Below are 17,719 nucleotides of genomic sequence, written 5' to 3' on the forward strand. Positions count from 1 at the left end.
GGTATTGCCGCGCAACAAAAAGGCGACCCGGTGGGTCGCCTTTTGATTTTTCAGACCAAGCCTTACTGCCCGCTGTAAATCTGATCGAACACGCCACCATCATTGAAGTGGGTTTTCTGCACCGTGCGCCAGTCACCAAAGGTCTTCTCCACCGAAAGGAAGTCGACTTTCGGGAAACGGTCGGTGTACTTCGCCAGCACCGCCGGGTCACGCGGACGCAGATAGTTGGCCGCCGCAATTTCCTGACCTTCCGGCGACCACAGGTACTTCAGATACTCATCAGCCGCAGCGCGCGAGCCTTTCTTGTCGACCACTTTATCGACCACCGAAACCGGTGGCTCGGCTTCTGCGGAGACGCTTGGGTAGATCACTTCGAACTGATCGCGACCGAACTCGCGAGCGATCATTTCCGCTTCGTTTTCGAAGGTCACCAGCACGTCGCCGATCTGGTTGGTCATGAACGTGGTGGTGGCGGCGCGGCCACCGGTATCGAGCACCGGCGCCTGCTTGAACAGCTTGCCGACGAAATCCTTGGCCTTGTTCTCGTCGCCACCGTTTTTCAGCACATAGCCCCAGGCCGACAGGTAGGTGTAGCGGCCGTTACCGGAAGTTTTCGGGTTCGGCACGATGACCTGAACGCCGTCCTTGAGCAGGTCCGGCCAGTCTTTCAAGGCTTTCGGGTTGCCCTTGCGGACGATGAACACCGTGGCCGAGGTAAACGGTGCGCTGTTGTTCGGCAGGCGCGTGACCCAATTGTCCGGGACCAGTTTGCCGTTGTCGGCGAGGGCATTGATGTCGGTGGCCATGTTCATGGTGATGACGTCAGCCGGCAGGCCGTCGATCACCGAACGCGCCTGCTTGCTCGAGCCGCCGAAGGACATCTGCACGGTGATGTTCTCCTTGTGCTCGGCTTGCCAGTGCTTCTGGAACGCAGTGTTGTAGTCCTTGTAGAAATCGCGCATCACGTCGTAGGAAACGTTAAGCAGCGTCGGTGCTGCCTCGGCGATGTTGGCCAAGGCCAGGCCGGCGGCGAGAAGTGAGGCGCCAAAGAGTTTTTTCACTGCGCATTCCTTATTGATTGCGTATGTGTAGGAGCTGCCGAAGGCTCGGGCCGCGTTCGGACGATCATTTGATCTTAAAAACAAAGTCAAAAGATCGCAGCCTTCGGCAGCTCCTACAGGGGGTGATGTTTAATTGCCACTGACTATAACGGCGCAGACATAGTCGCTTAAAGATTAAAAAGCTCTGTGCTTATTCCACTTTCTTGAACAGCTGACTGCCGCAGCGCGAACAGAACGCTGCGCTCTGTTCATGGCTCTTTTTCTGACAGCCCGGGCAGTCATGTTGCAGCTGTTCGCCGCGCATGGCATTGGCCAGTTCTGCGGTAAAAATCCCCGTGGGCACAGCGATGATCGAATAACCGGTGATCATCACCAGCGAGGAGATCACCTGACCCAGCGGCGTCTTCGGCACGATGTCGCCGAAGCCCACAGTGGTCAACGTCACGATGGCCCAATAGATGCCCTTGGGAATGCTGGTGAAGCCATGTTCCGGGCCTTCGATCACGTACATCAGCGTGCCGAACACCGTCACCAGCGTGCACACGCTGACCAGAAACACGACGATTTTCTGCTTGCTGCCACGCAGTGCCGACATCAGATAGTTGGCTTGCTTGAGATACGGGCTGAGCTTGAGCACGCGGAAAATCCGCAGCATCCGAATGATGCGGATGATCAGCAGATACTGCGCATCGCTGTAGTACAGCGCGAGGATGCCCGGCACGATCGCCAGCAGATCCACCAGGCCATAAAAGCTGAAGGCATAGCGCAGCGGCTTGGGCGAGCAGTACAGACGCAGGATGTATTCGCCGAGGAAGATCGCCGTGAAGCCCCACTCGATATAGGCCAGAACGTCGGCGTAATTACGGTGAATGCTGTCGATACTGTCGAGCATCACGATCACCAGACTGGCGAGGATGATCAACAGCAGAATGCCGTCGAAGCGACGCCCGGCCGGGGTGTCGCTCTGGAAAATCATGACGTAAAGCCGTTCGCGCCAATTGTTGCTGCTGTCCATGGATAACGCCTGAATCGAAGATCAGCGCAGCCTAGGGTGATTCTCCTCGTGAGCGCAAGACTCATGCGCGAGCGACGCTTTGCCAAGCATTTGAATGCCGGCACGAATCAACCAGCAGGCGAGGATGAACGGCGCGGTCAGCGTGGCCAGCCCGAGGGCGGCAAACAGCGGCGTCACCAGCAAGGCCAGGACAATGGCGAGCAGCGGCAGCCACGGATTTTGTCGCTGAGCGCTGAAGGCAAGGGCGGCGAGTACGGCGTTGTAGCCACCGAGGCCGAGCAGTGCGGCGGACGTTTCGTGGTGCAGCAGACTCGAGCCGAGGCCGATCGCCGACGCCAGCAGCGCCCAGCAGAAAGCGCGGCGATCGGCGAGCAGCAAACCGCTGGCGATCAACGCCCCGGCCAATGGATGGTCGAGAAACATCACCTGGCCGAATCCGCGCAGTTCAGCGGCCAGCAGATTTGTCGTGCTCAGGTCGACCGATGCCGCTGGCGCGGACGGCTCGGCGAACATCAGCAGCACCCAGCTGAGTGCCACGAACGGCGAGGTATACGCCGGTATGGCGCGACTGCGGTACACGTGTTTGAGCCATTGCTGAGTGAGCATCGCGCTCAAGCCGCCCGCTGCAAGAATCAACGGCGGCAGCAGTGGCGACCAAGGGAAATACAAGCTCAGCAGCAGGCCAAGCAGCACGCCGTTGTAGCTGAACAGTCCGGCCTGGCGATCGGCCTTGGCGTAGTTGCGCCGCTGCGCGGTGAGCAGACCGGCAACGCCACCGAGCAGCGCCCCGGCGAACAGCACCGGCGCCGTCAGCAGAATCGCCAACAGACACAGCAGCCCGCACAGCGGATGGCGCTGGAAGAAAATCTGACTGAAACCGTTGAGCAAAGCCTCGGCCCAGTCGGGGCAGTGGGTGTTGAAGTGATTGGCAGGCATGTTGAGAAAATCTGGGCAGTTGGAACATCAAAAGGTCTTGCAAGTCACTGTGGCGAGGGGATTTAGCGAAACGTCGCACCGCCCCGTTCGGCTGCGCAGCAGTCGTCGCTTTTAAGGGTGTGACGGTTTCCACAGAGAAACCGCATTCTCCGATGGGGGGCCGCTTCGCAGCCCAACGGGGATAAATCCCCTCGCCACAAGTTTATGCACCCACTTTTATGGGGGGTTAAATCAACGTCTCGATGCGCAGCGAATTGGTCGATCCCGGCTGCCCGAACGGCACGCCGGCGGTGATCAGCAGCGTGTCGCCACGCTCGGCCATGCCTTGCGCCTGAGCAATCTCCAGTGCGGTCGAGCAGACTTCGTCGACCTGACGCAGGCGATCGTTGACTACCGAATGAATGCCCCACGCCACGCTCAAGCGCCGCGCCGTTTGCAGGTTCGGCGTCAGATTGAGGATCGGCGCTTTCGGCCGTTCCCGGGATGCGCGCAACGTCGAGGCGCCGGACTCGCTGTAATTGACCAGCACCGCCACCGGCAGCACGTTGCTGATCCGGCGGATCGCGCAACTGATTGCATCGGAAACCGTCGCCTCGGCTTTCGGTCGACTGACGTCGAGCTGGGTCTGATAATCCGGGCCGTTCTCCACCTGACGGATGATCTTGCTCATCATCTGCACGGCTTCCAGCGGGTATTCGCCGGACGCGGTTTCCGCCGAGAGCATCACCGCATCGGCGCCTTCGGCGACGGCGTTGGCGACGTCGGTGACTTCGGCGCGGGTCGGGGCAGGGGAGAAGCGCATCGACTCGAGCATCTGTGTCGCCACCACCACCGGTTTGCCCAGCGCGCGGCAGGTGGTGATGATGTTTTTCTGAATCTGCGGCACGCTTTCCGCCGGCACTTCCACACCAAGATCGCCGCGCGCGACCATGATCGCGTCGCTCAACTCAGCAATCTCACGTAGTTGCTCGACCGCCGAAGGCTTCTCGATTTTCGCCATCAGAAACGCCTTGTCGCCGATCAATGCGCGGGCTTCGATGATGTCCTGCGGACGCTGTACGAACGACAGCGCGACCCAGTCCACACCCAATTCCAGGCCGAAGCTCAGATCGCGGCGATCCTTGGCGGTCAGCGGGCTCAGGTCCAGCACCGCTTGCGGCACGTTCACACCTTTGCGATCAGACAGTTCGCCGCCGTTGAGCACGCTGGTGTCGATTGCATCGTTGTACTTGGTGACCACGCGCAGACGCAGCTTGCCGTCGTCGAGCAGCAGATCCATGCCCGCTTCCAGCGCGGCAATGATTTCCGGATGCGGCAGGTTGACCCGGCGCTCATCGCCCGGTGTCGCATCGAGATCCAAGCGGAACGCCTGACCGCGATGCAACTGCACCTTGCCGTCAGCGAACTTGCCCACACGCAGTTTCGGCCCTTGCAGGTCCATCAGAATGCCCAGCGGATAGTTGAGCTGGCGCTCGACTTCGCGGATCCATTGATAGCGCTTGGCGTGGTCGGCGTGATCGCCATGGCTGAAATTCAGGCGGAAGATGTTGACCCCGGCCTCGACCAGCTCGCGGATGTCGTCGATGCCGTCGACGGCAGGGCCGAGGGTGGCGAGGATTTTGACCTTTTTATCAGGCGTCATGATTTGCAGTTCTCAAGGATCAGAATGGCGCGGAAGTCGTTGACATTGGTGCGGGTCGGCTCGGTGACGATCAGCGCATCGAGCGCCTGGAAGTAGCCGTAGCCGTTGTTGTTATCCAGCTCGTCGCTGGCGCTCAGACCGAGGGCGGCTGCGCGGGCGTAGCTGTCCGGGGTCATGATCGCGCCGGCATTGTCTTCCGAACCGTCGATGCCATCGGTGTCGCCGGCCAGCGCGTAGACGCCGGGCTGGCCCTTGAGGCTGTCGGTCAGGCTGAGGAGGAATTCGGCATTGCGTCCGCCACGGCCATTGCCGCGCACGGTCACCGTGGTTTCACCGCCGGAGAGAATCACGCAGGGCGCCGCCAGTGGCTGGCCGTGGTGGATGATCTGTCGGGCGATGCCGGCGTGAACTTTCGCCACTTCACGGGATTCGCCTTCGAGGTCGCCGAGAATCAAGGTGCTGAAACCGGCCTGACGGCATTTCACCGCCGCCGCGTCCAGCGACTGCTGCGGGCGGGCGATCAACTGGAAATGACTGCGCGCCAGACTCGGATCGCCGGGTTTGACGGTTTCCGATTCCGGACTTTGCAGCCAGGTACGCACGGAGGCGGGAATGTCGATGCCGTAGCGTTTGATGATCGCCAGCGCCTCGGCCGAAGTGCTCGGGTCGGCCACGGTCGGGCCGGAGGCAATGACGGTGGCGAGGTCGCCCGGCACATCGGAAATCGCGTAGGTGTAAACCGTCGCCGGCCAGCAGGCCTTGCCGAGGCGGCCGCCCTTGATCGCCGAGAGGTGCTTGCGCACGCAGTTCATCTCGCCGATGGTCGCGCCGGATTTGAGCAGGGCTTTGTTGATCGACTGCTTGTCAGCGAGGGTGATGCCTTCGGCCGGCAGGGCGAGCAGGGCAGAGCCGCCGCCGGAGAGCAGGAAGATCACGCGGTCGTCTTCAGTCAGGTTGCTGACCAGCTCCAGCACGCGTTTGGCCACGACCAGCCCGGCCGCATCCGGCACCGGGTGCGCGGCTTCGACCACTTCGATTTTTTCGCATGGAGCGCCGTGGCCGTAGCGGGTCACCACCAGGCCGGTGACTTCACCCTCCCAGCAGCGCTCGACCACTTGCGCCATGGCGGCAGCGGCTTTGCCGGCACCGATGACAATAACCCGACCCGTGCGATCGGCAGGCAAATGGGCTTCGAGGACTTGGTTCGGATGGGCCGCGTCGATGGCTGTGGCAAACAGCTCGCGCAGCAGTTGTTGCGGATCGACCGACATGGCGGGCTCCCGGAATTCTTGTTATTCGAAAGGGCGACTCAGGTCCCTTGTGGGAGCGAGCCTGCTCGCGAACGCGGTATGTCAGCCAACATGGATGTTGAATGTGAAGCCGCTTTCGCGAGCAGGCTCGCTCCCACAGGGTTTTGTGCAGGCTTTATTTATTGTCGCGAATCGAGAAATTGGCCATGTGCTCCAGGCCCTTGATCAGCGCCGAGTGGTCCCAGTTGCTGCCGCCGATGGCCGCGCAGGTGCTGAATACCTGCTGGGCATTGGCGGTGTTCGGCAGGTTGATGTTCAGCTCCTTGGCGCCTTGCAGGGCCAGGTTCAGGTCCTTCTGGTGCAGGCTGATGCGGAAGCCCGGGTCGAAGGTGCCTTTGATCATGCGCTCGCCGTGCACTTCGAGAATCTTCGAAGAAGCGAAACCGCCCATCAGCGCTTCACGCACCTTGGCTGGATCGGCACCGTTTTTCGAGGCGAACAGCAGGGCTTCGGCAACGGCCTGGATGTTCAGCGCAACGATGATCTGGTTCGCCACTTTGGCGGTCTGGCCGTCGCCATTGCCGCCGACCAGGGTGATGTTCTTGCCCATGGCCTGGAACAGCGGCAGGGCGCGTTCGAAGGCATCGGCGTCGCCACCGACCATGATGCTCAGGGTTGCGGCCTTGGCGCCGACTTCACCGCCGGAAACCGGAGCGTCTAGGTACTGCGCGCCTTTCTCGTTGATTTTGGCGGCGAAGGCTTTGGTCGCGGTCGGCGAAATCGAGCTCATGTCGATGACCACTTTGCCTTTGCCGATACCGGCGGCAACACCGTCGGCGCGGAACAGCACGTCGTCGACTTGCGGGGTGTCCGGAACCATGACGATGATGAATTCGGCTTCCTGCGCCACTTCGCGCGGGTTGGCCAGGGCGACAGCGCCAGCGGCGAGCAGATCGGCCGGGGCCGCGTCGTGGTGTTGCGACAGGAACAGGCTGTGACCGGCTTTCTGCAGGTTCGCCGCCATTGGGTGGCCCATGATGCCGGTGCCGATGAATCCGATTTTAGCCATGAGAAAATCCTCTTGTTTTTATAAACAGCCGTAGGAGCTGCCGCAGGCTGCGATCTTTTGACTTTGCTTTTGAAGGCCAAGATCAAAAGATCGCAGCCTTCGGCAGCTCCTACAGGGTCATGTGTTCGTCAGATTGCGTTGTGTGATTTCAACCAACCCAGGCCCGCTTCGGTGGTGGTCAGCGGTTTGTACTCGCAACCCACCCAACCCTGATAACCGATGCGATCAAGGTGTTCGAACAGGAAGCGGTAGTTGATCTCACCGGTGCCCGGCTCGTTGCGCCCCGGGTTGTCCGCGAGCTGCACATGGTTGATCTCGCCCAGATGCGATTGCAGGGTGCGGGCCAGATCGCCTTCCATGATTTGCATGTGATAGATGTCGTATTGCAGGAACAGATTGGCGCTGCCGACCTGCTCGCGAATCGACAGGGCCTGCGCCGTGTTGTTCAGGTAGAAACCGGGAATGTCGCGGGTGTTGATCGCTTCCATCACCAGTTTGATGCCCACCGCTTGCAGCTTGTCGGCGGCGTATTTGAGGTTGGCGACAAAGGTCTTTTCCACCGTGGCATCGTCAACGCCTTGCGGGCGGATACCGGCCAGGCAGTTGATCTGGGTGTTGCCCAGCACTTGTGCGTAGGCGATCGCCAGATCGACCCCGGCGCGGAACTCTTCGACCCGATCCGGCAGGCAGGCGATGCCACGCTCGCCCTTGGCCCAGTCACCGGCCGGCAGGTTGAACAGCACTTGGGTCAGCCCGTTGGCCTCGAGTTTTGCCTTGATTTCAGCCGAGCTGAAGTCGTACGGGAACAGGTATTCCACGCCACTGAAACCGGCCTTGGCGGCGGCGTCGAAACGGGCAAGGAAATCCTGTTCGGTGAACAGCATGGACAGGTTGGCTGCGAAACGCGGCATGGTGGTCTCCCGTAAATCTTGTGAGGATCCCCTGGGGGAGCGAGCTGTGGCGAGGGGATTTATCCCCGTTCGGCTGCGAAGCAGTCGTAAACCATTGTATGCGGTGTACCTGATACGCCGCGGTTTCAGGTTTTGAGGCCGCTTCGCGCCCTAACGGGGATAAATCCCCTCACCACACAGGCTCGCTCCCGCAGGGAGAGCGGTCAGCAGTTAGTCAAGCAACGAAATCGCCGTTGGCGCATCGTTGCCGACCAGTGCCAGGTCTTCGAACTCGTTGACCGCGTTGATCTCGGTACCCATGGAGATGTTGGTCACACGCTCCAGAATGATCTCGACGATCACCGGCACCTTGAACTCTTCGATCATCTGTTCGGCCTTGCGCAGGGCAGGGGCGATTTCCGACGGTTCGAACACACGCAGTGCCTTGCAGCCGAGGCCTTCGGCGACTGCGATGTGGTCAACCCCGTAACCGTTGAGTTCCGGCGCATTCAGGTTATCGAAGGACAGCTGCACGCAGTAGTCCATTTCGAACCCGCGCTGGGCCTGACGGATCAGGCCCAGGTACGAGTTGTTCACCACGACGTGGATGTACGGCAGTTTGAACTGAGCGCCGACCGCCAGTTCTTCGATCATGAACTGGAAATCATAGTCCCCCGACAGGGCCACGACTTTCCGGCTCGGATCGGCCTTCACCACGCCCAGCGCCGCCGGAATGGTCCAGCCCAACGGGCCGGCCTGACCACAGTTGATCCAGTGACGCGGTTTGTAGACGTGCAGGAACTGCGCGCCGGCAATCTGCGACAGACCAATGGTGCTGACGTAGCAGGTGTCCTTGCCGAACACCTGGTTCATTTCTTCATAAACGCGCTGCGGCTTGACCGGCACGTTGTCGAAGTGGGTCTTGCGATGCAGGCTGGCCTTGCGCTGCTGGCAATCCTGCAGCCAGGCGCTGCGGTTCTTCAGCTTGCCGGCGGCTTGCCATTCACGGGCGACTTCGATGAACACGGTCAGCGCGGCAGCGGCGTCGGAAACGATGCCCAGATCCGGGGTGAACACGCGTCCGATCTGCGTGCCCTCGATGTCGACGTGAATGAACTTGCGGCCTTCGGTGTACACGTCAACCGAACCGGTGTGACGGTTGGCCCAACGGTTACCAATGCCCAGCACCACGTCGGATTTGAGCATGGTGGCGTTGCCGTAACGGTGCGACGTCTGCAGACCGACCATGCCGACCATCAGCGGGTGATCGTCAGGGATGGTGCCCCAGCCCATCAGGGTTGGAATAACCGGGATGCCGGTCAGCTCGGCGAACTCGACCAGCAGATCGCTGGCGTCGGCATTGATGATGCCACCACCGGCGACCAGCAATGGACGCTCAGCCTGATCCAGCAAAGCCAAAGCTTTTTCAACCTGAACGCGGGTTGCGGTCGGTTTGGCCAATGGCAGCGGTTGGTAAGCGTCGATGTCGAATTCGATTTCGGCCATCTGCACGTCGAACGGCAGGTCGATCAGTACAGGGCCTGGACGGCCGGAGCGCATTTCATAGAAAGCTTTCTGGAACGCGTAAGGCACCTGGCCCGGTTCGAGAACGGTGGTTGCCCACTTGGTGACTGGCTTGACGATGCTGGTGATGTCGACAGCCTGGAAATCTTCCTTGTGCATACGGGCGCGGGGTGCCTGACCGGTAATGCAGAGGATTGGAATCGAGTCAGCCGAGGCGCTGTAGAGCCCGGTGACCATATCGGTGCCGGCCGGGCCGGACGTGCCGATGCACACGCCGATATTGCCGGCCTTGGTGCGGGTGTAGCCCTCGGCCATGTGCGAGGCGCCTTCAACGTGGCGAGCAAGGACGTGATCGATGCCACCGACTTTCTGCAAGGCGGAGTACAGCGGGTTGATGGCAGCGCCCGGGATGCCAAAAGCGGTATCAACCCCTTCACGGCGCATCACCAGAACGGCGGCTTCGATTGCTCTCATTTTGCTCATGGTTTTGTGCCTCTTTACGTTTTGTAATTGTATACAAGTGGCTTTGCGCAGAGTGTATTCACGGCGGACGGCGCAGGTCAATCCATTTTCTCAAGCGCCTGTTTCATTCGTCGGAAGCCCGCTGTGCTGTGGCTTTTCGTCGCATGTGGCGCTTTTCGAGAATTATTGTATACAAAAAAATAACTCATTGTGTTCTATTTGTGGCATCGGACTGCGGCACAAACGCGCAGTCCCACGACTTTCCCTATAACAAAATGAGGACGGCACCATGAGCGCTTTAACCTTGAAAGTCGCAGTCAACCTGGTCAGCGAAGCCATCAACGCAGGACGCGGCATCAACGCCGCACCGCTGACCATTGCGGTACTCGATAACGGCGGCCACCTGATCGCCCTGCAACGCGAAGACGGCGCCAGCCTGCTGCGCCCCGACATCGCCATCGGCAAAGCCTGGGGCGCCATCGCCCTGGGTAAAGGCTCCCGCCTGCTCGCCCAGGACGCCCAACAGCGCCCGGCGTTTTTTTCTTCGTTGAACAGCATGGGGCAGGGCAGCGTAGTGCCGGCACCGGGTGGGGTGTTGATTCGAAATCAGGCGGGTGAAGTGCTGGGCGCGATCGGGATCAGTGGGGATTTGTCGGATGTGGATGAGCAGGTGGCGATCAGAGCGGTGGAAGCGCTGGATTTGAGGGCGGATGGCGGGGTGGTTGGTTGAATGTCAGTGTCTGAATAACCGCTTTCGCCAGCAGGCTCGCTCCCCCATTGGATCAGGGTTGGACACAAAATGTCTGAACACCTGAAGCCCACTGTGGGAGCGAGCCTGCTCGCGAATACGATCTGCGCTACACATCTTGCTAAAAGTCTGACGCTCTCTTCGCCATCTCCACGGCTAGCCTTCTCATGATCAACATATGAGAAGGCAACGGAATGCCGGGTTTATCTGCTTCACATCGCTTGCGCATCGGACGCTATTCAGAACACAACCGCATTTACCTTCTGACCGCCAATACCGCCGGGAGAGAACCTGTATTCAGCGATTTCTTCCTCGGCAGATTGCTTGTAAACCAATTTCGGGCAGCTGAGGAAACGGGATTGGCCAATTCTCTGGCTTGGGTCGTAATGCCAGATCATTTTCACTGGCTGATTGAATTGAAGAGTGGCTCGCTCGGCGAATTGATGCAGCGAACTAAATCCCTCAGCACCAAAGCGGTAAAGCTTTCGACCGGTAGAAAGTCCAGCCTTTGGCAACCTGGCTTCCATGACCGGGCACTGCGTAAAGAGGAGAATCTGGTGAAGATGGCTCGGTATGTCATTGCCAACCCATTGCGGGCAGGGCTGGTCAAAAGCCTTGGCGACTATCCGTTGTGGGATTCGATCTGGTTATGAGTTGAGATCTGCGGTGCGGCCATTCGCGAGCAGGCTCGCTCCCACAGTGGATTTGGATTGGACACAAAATGTCTGGACACCACAACCCCTGTGGGAGCGAGCCTGCTCGCGAAGCGGTTCCCCCGATCTCACCGATCCGGCTCACACCCCTTCAACACCAACCGGATAATCGTCTGCGCCGCCGCTTCATAATCGGCTTCATCAAGCTTGTCTTTCCCGGTCACCGCGGAAATCTGCCAGTCGAAGTCGGCGTAGGTCTGGGTCGCGGCCCAGATGCTGAACATCAGGTGGTTGGGGTCGATCGGGGCGATCTGGCCGCGGTCGATCCAGCTCTGGATGCAGGCGATGTTGTGTTTGGCCTGGGCGTTGAGCTGCTCGACCAGGTCGGCGCTCAGGTGTGGGGCGCCGTGCATGATTTCGCTGGCGAACACCTTGGAGGCGTAGGGCAGGTCGCGGGAGATGCGGATCTTCGAACGGATGTAGCCGCTCAGCACCTCGCTCGGCACGCCGTCCGGGTTGAACGGGGTCGAGGCCTGCAGAATCGGCTCGATGATGCTTTCCAGCACCTCGCGATAGAGGTTTTCCTTGGATTTGAAGTAGTAATAGACGTTGGGCTTGGGCAATCCCGCCTTGGCGGCGATGTCGCTGGTTTTGGTCGCCGCGAAGCCCTTGTCGGCAAACTCTTCGCTGGCGGCGCGCAGGATCAGTTCTTTGTTACGCTCGCGGATTGTGCTCATAAACCCGGTGGTTCCTTGCCTGTTCTGGCGGTGGCGCATGGTAGCACCGGCCTTGAGCGGCGCTCAACAATGCAGCCTGTGGCCGGCGGTCGCGTTATGCTTGGCAACATTCATACACAGAAGGAAACAGGATTCATGGCAGGAAGCAGTTTGCTGGTGCTGATCGATGACATCGCCACCGTTCTGGATGACGTTGCGTTGATGACCAAGATGGCCGCGAAGAAGACCGCCGGGGTGCTCGGTGATGATCTGGCGCTCAATGCCCAGCAGGTTTCGGGCGTGCGCGCCGAGCGGGAAATTCCCGTGGTCTGGGCGGTGGCCAAGGGCTCGTTCGTCAACAAACTGATCCTCGTGCCGTCGGCGCTGGCAATCAGCGCCTTTGTGCCTTGGCTGGTGACGCCGCTGTTGATGGTCGGCGGCGCGTACCTGTGTTTCGAGGGTTTTGAAAAACTCGCGCACAAGTTTCTGCACAGCAAAGAGGAAGACGAGGCAGAACACGCACAGTTGACCGAAGCAGTGGCCGATCCGGCGACCGATCTGGTGGCGTTCGAGAAGGACAAGATCAAAGGCGCGATCCGCACTGACTTCATTCTCTCGGCAGAAATCATTGCGATCACCCTCGGCACCGTGGCAGATGCCTCGCTGACGCAGCAAGTGGTGGTCATGTCCGGCATCGCCATTGTCATGACCGTGGGCGTTTACGGTTTGGTGGCGGGCATCGTCAAGCTCGACGATCTGGGGCTGTGGCTGACACAGAAGCCCGGGCAGATGGCGAAAAAGATCGGCGGCGGCATTCTCAGCGCCGCGCCGTACATGATGAAAACCCTGTCGGTGGTCGGCACGGCGGCGATGTTCCTGGTCGGCGGCGGCATCCTCACCCATGGCGTGCCGGTGCTGCATCACTGGATTGAAGGCGTCGGCGCAGCGGCAGGGAGCGCCGGGTTCGCCGTGCCGATGCTGCTTAATGGTGTTGCGGGGATTATTGCTGGCGCAGCGGTGTTGGCGGTGGTTTCGGTCGTAGGCAAGCTCTGGAAAGCGCTGAAGGGTTAATCAGCAACACATAACAAATGTGGGAGCGAGCCTGCTCGCGAATGCGGTAGTCCAGTCAATATTGATAAAGACTGATACTCCGCGTTCGCGAGCAGGCTCGCTCCCACAGTGTTTTGCGGCAGCCGATTTACTCGGCGATCTGCAACTTGCGCGCTTCGGTGTACACGTACCGCACTTTCTCGTACTCGAACGGCGAGTTCATCTGGCCGTAGCGGAAGCTGGTCTGGTAGCGCTTGTCGATCGCACGCAAAGCCCAGACTTCCGGATGATTCGAGCTGACTTCCGCGACATTGAGGAAGTTGATCGCAGTGTCGGCGGTGTAATCCACGGCCAGACCTGCGGTGTCGCGGATGTTCGACGGACCGAAGATCGGCAGTACGAAGTAGGCGCCGCCCGGTACGCCGTAGAAGCCCAGAGTCTGCCCGAAGTCCTCGTTCTGGCGCGGCAGGCCCATGGCGGTCGCCGGGTCCCACAGGCCGGCGATGCCGATCGTGGTGTTGAGCAGCAGGCGCGCAGTGGTTTCCATCGAGCGCTGGCCCTTGAACTGCAGCAGGCTGTTGACCAGGTTCGGCACGTCGCCAATGTTGTTGAAGAAGTTGCTCACCCCGGTACGCACGAAGCTTGGGGTGATGTAGCGATAGCCATCGACCACTGGCAAGAACACCCACTGGTCGAAGCGGTAGTTGAAGTGATAGACCCGGCGGTTCCACGATTCCAGCGGGTCATAGACGTTCAGCGCATTGAGCGTGGAGCGTTCGAATTCGCGCTGATCCAGGCCCGGGTTGAACTTGAGTTTGGTCAGCGGCTGCTTGAAGCCGTCGCTGTCGACCACCACCGGTGCATCGGCTTTACTGTTGTCGGCCTGGGCCACGCCTGCACAGAGGAACGCTGCAATCAGCAGGAGATATTTAGCCACGGAAGAACTCCAGCATGGCGTCGCTGTTGACGCGATAGTTAAGGTTGCCGCAGTGGCCGCCCAGTGGATAAACGGTCAGGCGATCACCGAAGGTTTTCCGCAGGAAGCCCAGGTCGCCAGGGCCGAGGATGACGTCGTCGGCGTTGTGCATGACGGCGATTTTCGGGCTGTCGTGCAGGTAATCCTTGAGCGCATACAGGCTGACCTGGTCGATCAGTTGCAGCAGGCTGCCGCCGTCGGTGCGCGCGCGCCACATCGGAATGACCTGTTCGGTGATGTAGCAGTCGAAATCGCATTGCAGCGCACGCTTGAGGAACGGCGTGAGGCTGGTGCCTTCGGTGATCGGGAATTTCGGCGGGGTAATCAGACCGCGACGGTTGACCAGGTCCGAGGTGTAGGCAATGTCGGCTGCCGAAAAGCGGAAAGACGTGCCGATGAGCATGGCCATCTGTTCGTTGGTCAAATGTTGCTTGGATTGTTGAAAGTCATACAGCAGCGCATCGTTGAGATCGATGTAGCCTTTCTGCTGGAAGTAGCGGGTCAGCTTGGTCAGTACCAGTTCGTAGAACGTGGTGCTGTTGTTGATGCCCTTGACCTCGGTTTGTACCAGCTTGTCGAGGTTGGTCACCGAGGTGTATAGGTTGACCGGCGGGTTCAGCAGCAGGACTTTCTTGAAGTTGAAGCTACGGCGCGTTTCGTCCAGATGTGCGACGAACGCGGCATCGAGGGCGCCGAGGCTGTAGCCGGTCAGGTAGTACTCGGTGACCGGCAGTTTCGGGTTCTGCGCCCGCACGGCCTGCATCACCCGGTACATGTCTTCGGCATCTTCCTTGGTCACGCCCGGCGTGGCGAAACGCGAGGCGGCGCTGATGAAGTCGAAGCTGGTCGGCGACGACAGTTGCACGACGTGGTAACCGGCCTTGTAGTAAAGCTTTTTCAGGTATTCGTTGAGCGTGCTGTCAAAGCGCGCGCCGGTGCCGGCAATCAGGAAGATAAGCGGCGCCGGTTTGTCTTGCGTGGCGATGCGGTAAGTGAGTTTCTTCACTGCCCAGAAATTGTCCGGCAGTTGGAATTCACGCTCCGGGCGCAGGGTGAGGCTGCGGTCCGTTTGATTGATGTCGTCGTCCAGCGGCAACTCCGGACGCAGATCCGGCGGTGTCGTGGCGATCGTCGCCTCGAACGGGTTGGTCAGCGGGTAGCCATAGCTGGCGGCGTCGATATCCACCGCCAGCGCGGACGCACTCAAGATAAGGCCGCTGAACAGCGCGGCGAAGCGCAAGGAACGGAGCATGACTAGATCCCTTAGAGGAAGGTGCCGATTGAAGTTCGCAGGCTATGACCACCGGCCGTGCGCCAAAGTGCCATGCTGCGGCACCAAACAGGCGGAATTCGGGGTAATAGTAGCTGGACGATACACGTTGCAAGGGCTCGCTGAACAGTTAACAGTTGTTAGTGCTTGCGAATGCCGGTCGGCAGATTAAGCTGGCCGCCGATTTCCGCAGATTGGAGTGCTCCATGTCCCGCCGCTTGCCCGTTATTGTGCTGCTCGTTTTGTTGCCGCTGTGGCTGGCCGGCAGTTATGCCGCGCGCTATGGCTTCATGGAAGACGGGCAGTGGGTTGGCATCTGTGTCGACGAGGCCGGCCGTTGGGAATGCGTGGTGCGGTCGAACCTGGGGCTGATGATTCATTTCAAGGTGCTGGGCTGGGCGGCGGTGGGCGCGGCGGTATTGGCGTTTGTATTGCCGGGACGGACAGGGTGGTGGCTGGCGGTGCTGGCGCTGGTGTTCGGCCTGCCTGCGCTGGCGTTGTACAACACCACATTAGCGGTATTTGCGGTGGTGATTGCCGGGTTGCGCCTGGTCAGATCCTCACGCAGCGCGTGACAGAAGAGATCGCAGCCTTCGGCAGCTCCTACAGTTGCATGCCGTACACCTGTAGGAGCTGCCGAAGGCTGCGATCTTTTGATCTTGCTCTTGCTCAGCCTCTGCGAACCCGCAGACAGCGCCACAACGCCACCACCATCAATCCACTGACCAGCGCCCAGCCCCACGCCTGCTGATTCAGCATCCCTTCCTGATACAACTGCGGTGCAATCCCCGCGCCGACGATAAAGGTCAGCAGAGCAACCTCCCGACGCGGCACGCTTACCGGGCGGCACAGGTAGACCAGCGCCGGGAGGACGAACGCCATGCTGGCGAAACTGCGATAGCGCGGGTCGAAGACCATTTCCAGCATCATCACCGCCGCGGCAAAACCGGCCACCGCGACCAGCCAGCCGGCGCGACGCTCGAGCAAATCGAATGCTCGCGCGCGCCAACCGCTGCGTGCGCTCAACGTCAGCGCGGCATGCGCGAGCACCAACAGATTCAACCCGGTCAGCAAGCCGACCCACAGCCATTCACCGGCAAACCGTGTGGTCAATCGAGCCAGATCGCCCCAAGCGCCAATCGAGCAAGCAGCGACAGCGCCCAGCAGCGGTAGCAGCAACGCCGAACGAGTGGTGCGCACGCGTCCACCAAGGATCAGCGTGCCGAGGAAAATCAAAGCACCGACTGCCAGCCATTCTTTCCAGTACGGCACGTTGCTCACCGGTCCGGCGAGCACGCCTTTGTCCTGCCGATCCGCATCGAACAGCCCCCAGTAGCCGCCGACCGCGCCTTCACTGCCGCGCTTCCACGGTTGATCAAAGGCTTCGATCAGGTTGTAACGCCAGCCTTCCTGCTCGGCCATCGCCACGAATCCACGAATGAATTTCGCCTCGTTGACCCGGCTCGGCACGGCGGTTTCGCGCTGGCGGCCTTCGCTGGGCCAACCGGTTTCGCCGATCATCACGTCCTTGGGCGCGAACTTGTTGCCGAACACCTGACGCACATCCGCCACATGCCGCAGCGCCACGTCGATATTCGACGGATCGTCTTCCCAGTACGGCAGCAAGTGGATGGTCAGAAAATCCACAGCCGGGGCGACTTCCGGGTGCTTGAGCCAGAATTCCCAAACATCGGCGTAAGTCACCGGTTGCTTGACCTGGCTTTTTACCTTGTTGATCAGCCGGGCCAGTTGCGCGCCAGTGACCTCTTTGCGCAGCAGCGCTTCGTTGCCGACGATTACGGCGGTGACCACGTCGGGGTTTGCATTGGCCGATTTGATCAGCAGGTCGACTTCCTGCTCGGTATCGACGGGGTTGCTATTGACCCAGGCGCCGATCATCAACTTCAGACCGTGCTTGCGCGCCAGATCGGGCAGGGCGTCGAGGCCGGTCATGGAGTAGGTGCGGATGCATTCAAAGCGCGTCGCCAGCAGCGCGAGGTCGGCGTCCATGCGCTCGGGACGCAATTTGAACGGTATGTCGAACGGCGATTGGTCTTTGTCGAACGGTGTGTAGGAGGCGCATTGTAACTTGTGCGTCGGCGTCGCGGCGTCCGGCAGGATCACCGGTTGGCCGAGGCCATACCAGAAACCGCCAAGGGCCAGGAGCCCGAGCAGGCAGGTGAACAGATAAGGCAGAAAAGGAAATCGGTACGTTGCGGACATGGTCAGGCCGAGTGGCTGCAAAGCGACGCATGTTACCTGCATTTATAGAAGGGCTGGTGGCTTGCTGGCGTTGTACATGCAAAGTTCGGGCGGATTGTCTGGCGTCAATTAATCTCGCTTGATTAATGGCTTTCTGATGTCGTTTCTCGCTGCCTTGAGGTCGCTGACAGAGCAGGTCGCCGGCCGCTTGAGGTTGATGATCAAACCATCAGTACCCTTTTTGAAAAATCGGCT

Annotated in this window: 16 protein-coding genes; 4 read left to right on the top strand and 12 right to left on the bottom strand. The window is 60.2% G+C overall.

Going from position 1 to position 17,719, the window contains the following annotated elements; translation table 11 throughout:
- Positions 1 to 62: 62 nt before the first annotated feature.
- The 8 genes from FEE99_RS12700 to gcl form a co-directional block, all read right to left on the bottom strand.
- Positions 63 to 1,061, bottom strand: coding sequence for a sulfate ABC transporter substrate-binding protein (locus tag FEE99_RS12700; protein WP_041479614.1), 999 nt, complete (start codon positions 1,059 to 1,061; stop codon positions 63 to 65).
- A 190-nt stretch (positions 1,062 to 1,251) separates the two neighbouring features.
- Positions 1,252 to 2,076, bottom strand: a complete 825-nt coding sequence (locus FEE99_RS12705) for an ion transporter (RefSeq protein WP_041479613.1) — start codon at positions 2,074 to 2,076, stop codon at positions 1,252 to 1,254.
- Positions 2,077 to 2,097: 21 nt separating this feature from the next.
- Positions 2,098 to 3,012: an urea transporter gene (locus tag FEE99_RS12710; protein WP_041479612.1), complete on the bottom strand. Its 915-nt coding sequence runs from the start codon at positions 3,010 to 3,012 to the stop codon at positions 2,098 to 2,100.
- A gap of 226 nt (positions 3,013 to 3,238) precedes the next feature.
- Positions 3,239 to 4,654 (bottom strand): pyruvate kinase, encoded by a 1,416-nt coding sequence (gene pyk, locus FEE99_RS12715; protein ID WP_041479611.1) that lies wholly within the window; start codon positions 4,652 to 4,654, stop codon positions 3,239 to 3,241.
- Positions 4,651 to 5,925, bottom strand: a complete 1,275-nt coding sequence (locus FEE99_RS12720; protein WP_041479610.1) for a glycerate kinase type-2 family protein — start codon at positions 5,923 to 5,925, stop codon at positions 4,651 to 4,653. The genes pyk and FEE99_RS12720 overlap by 4 nt, the downstream gene beginning before the upstream one ends.
- 154 nt (positions 5,926 to 6,079) lie before the next feature.
- The gene (locus FEE99_RS12725; protein ID WP_041479609.1) at positions 6,080 to 6,973 is read right to left on the bottom strand and encodes a 2-hydroxy-3-oxopropionate reductase; all 894 of its coding nucleotides are present in this window, start codon (positions 6,971 to 6,973) and stop codon (positions 6,080 to 6,082) included.
- Positions 6,974 to 7,101: 128 nt separating this feature from the next.
- Positions 7,102 to 7,884 (bottom strand): hydroxypyruvate isomerase, encoded by a 783-nt coding sequence (gene hyi, locus FEE99_RS12730; protein WP_041479608.1) that lies wholly within the window; start codon positions 7,882 to 7,884, stop codon positions 7,102 to 7,104.
- A gap of 210 nt (positions 7,885 to 8,094) precedes the next feature.
- On the bottom strand, positions 8,095 to 9,870 hold the full coding sequence (gene gcl, locus FEE99_RS12735; RefSeq protein WP_041479607.1) for a glyoxylate carboligase: 1,776 nt from the start codon (positions 9,868 to 9,870) through the stop codon (positions 8,095 to 8,097).
- 268 nt (positions 9,871 to 10,138) lie between these two features.
- Between gcl and FEE99_RS12740 the strand changes: the two genes are divergently transcribed.
- Both FEE99_RS12740 and FEE99_RS12745 read left to right on the top strand, forming a co-directional pair.
- A complete protein-coding gene (locus FEE99_RS12740) occupies positions 10,139 to 10,579 on the top strand; it encodes a GlcG/HbpS family heme-binding protein (protein WP_041479606.1) in 441 nt (146 codons plus the stop codon).
- Between the two features lie 212 nt (positions 10,580 to 10,791).
- Positions 10,792 to 11,250, top strand: a complete 459-nt coding sequence (locus FEE99_RS12745; protein ID WP_041479605.1) for an REP-associated tyrosine transposase — start codon at positions 10,792 to 10,794, stop codon at positions 11,248 to 11,250.
- Between the two features lie 128 nt (positions 11,251 to 11,378).
- Here FEE99_RS12745 and FEE99_RS12750 read toward each other — a convergent pair whose 3' ends face one another.
- A complete protein-coding gene (locus FEE99_RS12750) occupies positions 11,379 to 11,987 on the bottom strand; it encodes a TetR/AcrR family transcriptional regulator (RefSeq protein ID WP_041479604.1) in 609 nt (202 codons plus the stop codon).
- A gap of 135 nt (positions 11,988 to 12,122) precedes the next feature.
- On the opposite strand from FEE99_RS12750, the gene FEE99_RS12755 reads away from it, so the two are divergent.
- Positions 12,123 to 13,037, top strand: a complete 915-nt coding sequence (locus tag FEE99_RS12755; protein WP_041479603.1) for a DUF808 domain-containing protein — start codon at positions 12,123 to 12,125, stop codon at positions 13,035 to 13,037.
- A gap of 127 nt (positions 13,038 to 13,164) precedes the next feature.
- Here FEE99_RS12755 and FEE99_RS12760 read toward each other — a convergent pair whose 3' ends face one another.
- Positions 13,165 to 13,953 (bottom strand): MlaA family lipoprotein, encoded by a 789-nt coding sequence (locus FEE99_RS12760; RefSeq protein ID WP_041479602.1) that lies wholly within the window; start codon positions 13,951 to 13,953, stop codon positions 13,165 to 13,167.
- Positions 13,946 to 15,244: a serine protein kinase PrkA gene (locus FEE99_RS12765; protein ID WP_024012145.1), complete on the bottom strand. Its 1,299-nt coding sequence runs from the start codon at positions 15,242 to 15,244 to the stop codon at positions 13,946 to 13,948. The genes FEE99_RS12760 and FEE99_RS12765 overlap by 8 nt, the downstream gene beginning before the upstream one ends.
- A gap of 224 nt (positions 15,245 to 15,468) precedes the next feature.
- Between FEE99_RS12765 and FEE99_RS12770 the strand changes: the two genes are divergently transcribed.
- Positions 15,469 to 15,837 carry a hypothetical protein gene (locus FEE99_RS12770; protein ID WP_041479601.1) on the top strand — a complete coding sequence of 123 codons (369 nt, stop codon included), beginning with the start codon at positions 15,469 to 15,471 and terminating at the stop codon, positions 15,835 to 15,837.
- A gap of 94 nt (positions 15,838 to 15,931) precedes the next feature.
- Here the strand turns inward: FEE99_RS12770 and FEE99_RS12775 are convergent, their stop codons facing one another.
- On the bottom strand, positions 15,932 to 17,527 hold the full coding sequence (locus FEE99_RS12775) for a glycoside hydrolase family 17 protein (protein WP_041479600.1): 1,596 nt from the start codon (positions 17,525 to 17,527) through the stop codon (positions 15,932 to 15,934).
- Positions 17,528 to 17,719 lie beyond the last annotated feature (192 nt).

It is taken from the genome of Pseudomonas sp. ef1 (assembly GCF_007293365.2).
GTDB classification, from domain to species: domain Bacteria; phylum Pseudomonadota; class Gammaproteobacteria; order Pseudomonadales; family Pseudomonadaceae; genus Aquipseudomonas; species Aquipseudomonas siliginis.

Bases quoted from the DNA above. Each gene is read 5' to 3' on its own strand.
- FEE99_RS12705 (WP_041479613.1), bottom strand. From the start codon at position 2,076: ATGGACAGCAGCAACAATTGGCGCGAACGGCTTTACGTCATGATTTTC.
- FEE99_RS12710 (WP_041479612.1), bottom strand. From the start codon at position 3,012: ATGCCTGCCAATCACTTCAACACCCACTGCCCCGACTGGGCCGAGGCT.
- pyk (WP_041479611.1), bottom strand. From the start codon at position 4,654: ATGACGCCTGATAAAAAGGTCAAAATCCTCGCCACCCTCGGCCCTGCC.
- FEE99_RS12720 (WP_041479610.1), bottom strand. From the start codon at position 5,925: ATGTCGGTCGATCCGCAACAACTGCTGCGCGAGCTGTTTGCCACAGCC.
- FEE99_RS12725 (WP_041479609.1), bottom strand. From the start codon at position 6,973: ATGGCTAAAATCGGATTCATCGGCACCGGCATCATGGGCCACCCAATG.
- hyi (WP_041479608.1), bottom strand. From the start codon at position 7,884: ATGCCGCGTTTCGCAGCCAACCTGTCCATGCTGTTCACCGAACAGGAT.
- gcl (WP_041479607.1), bottom strand. From the start codon at position 9,870: ATGAGCAAAATGAGAGCAATCGAAGCCGCCGTTCTGGTGATGCGCCGT.
- FEE99_RS12740 (WP_041479606.1), top strand. From the start codon at position 10,139: ATGAGCGCTTTAACCTTGAAAGTCGCAGTCAACCTGGTCAGCGAAGCC.
- FEE99_RS12745 (WP_041479605.1), top strand. From the start codon at position 10,792: ATGCCGGGTTTATCTGCTTCACATCGCTTGCGCATCGGACGCTATTCA.
- FEE99_RS12750 (WP_041479604.1), bottom strand. From the start codon at position 11,987: ATGAGCACAATCCGCGAGCGTAACAAAGAACTGATCCTGCGCGCCGCC.
- FEE99_RS12755 (WP_041479603.1), top strand. From the start codon at position 12,123: ATGGCAGGAAGCAGTTTGCTGGTGCTGATCGATGACATCGCCACCGTT.
- FEE99_RS12765 (WP_024012145.1), bottom strand. From the start codon at position 15,244: ATGCTCCGTTCCTTGCGCTTCGCCGCGCTGTTCAGCGGCCTTATCTTG.
- FEE99_RS12770 (WP_041479601.1), top strand. From the start codon at position 15,469: ATGTCCCGCCGCTTGCCCGTTATTGTGCTGCTCGTTTTGTTGCCGCTG.
- FEE99_RS12775 (WP_041479600.1), bottom strand. From the start codon at position 17,527: ATGCAGGTAACATGCGTCGCTTTGCAGCCACTCGGCCTGACCATGTCC.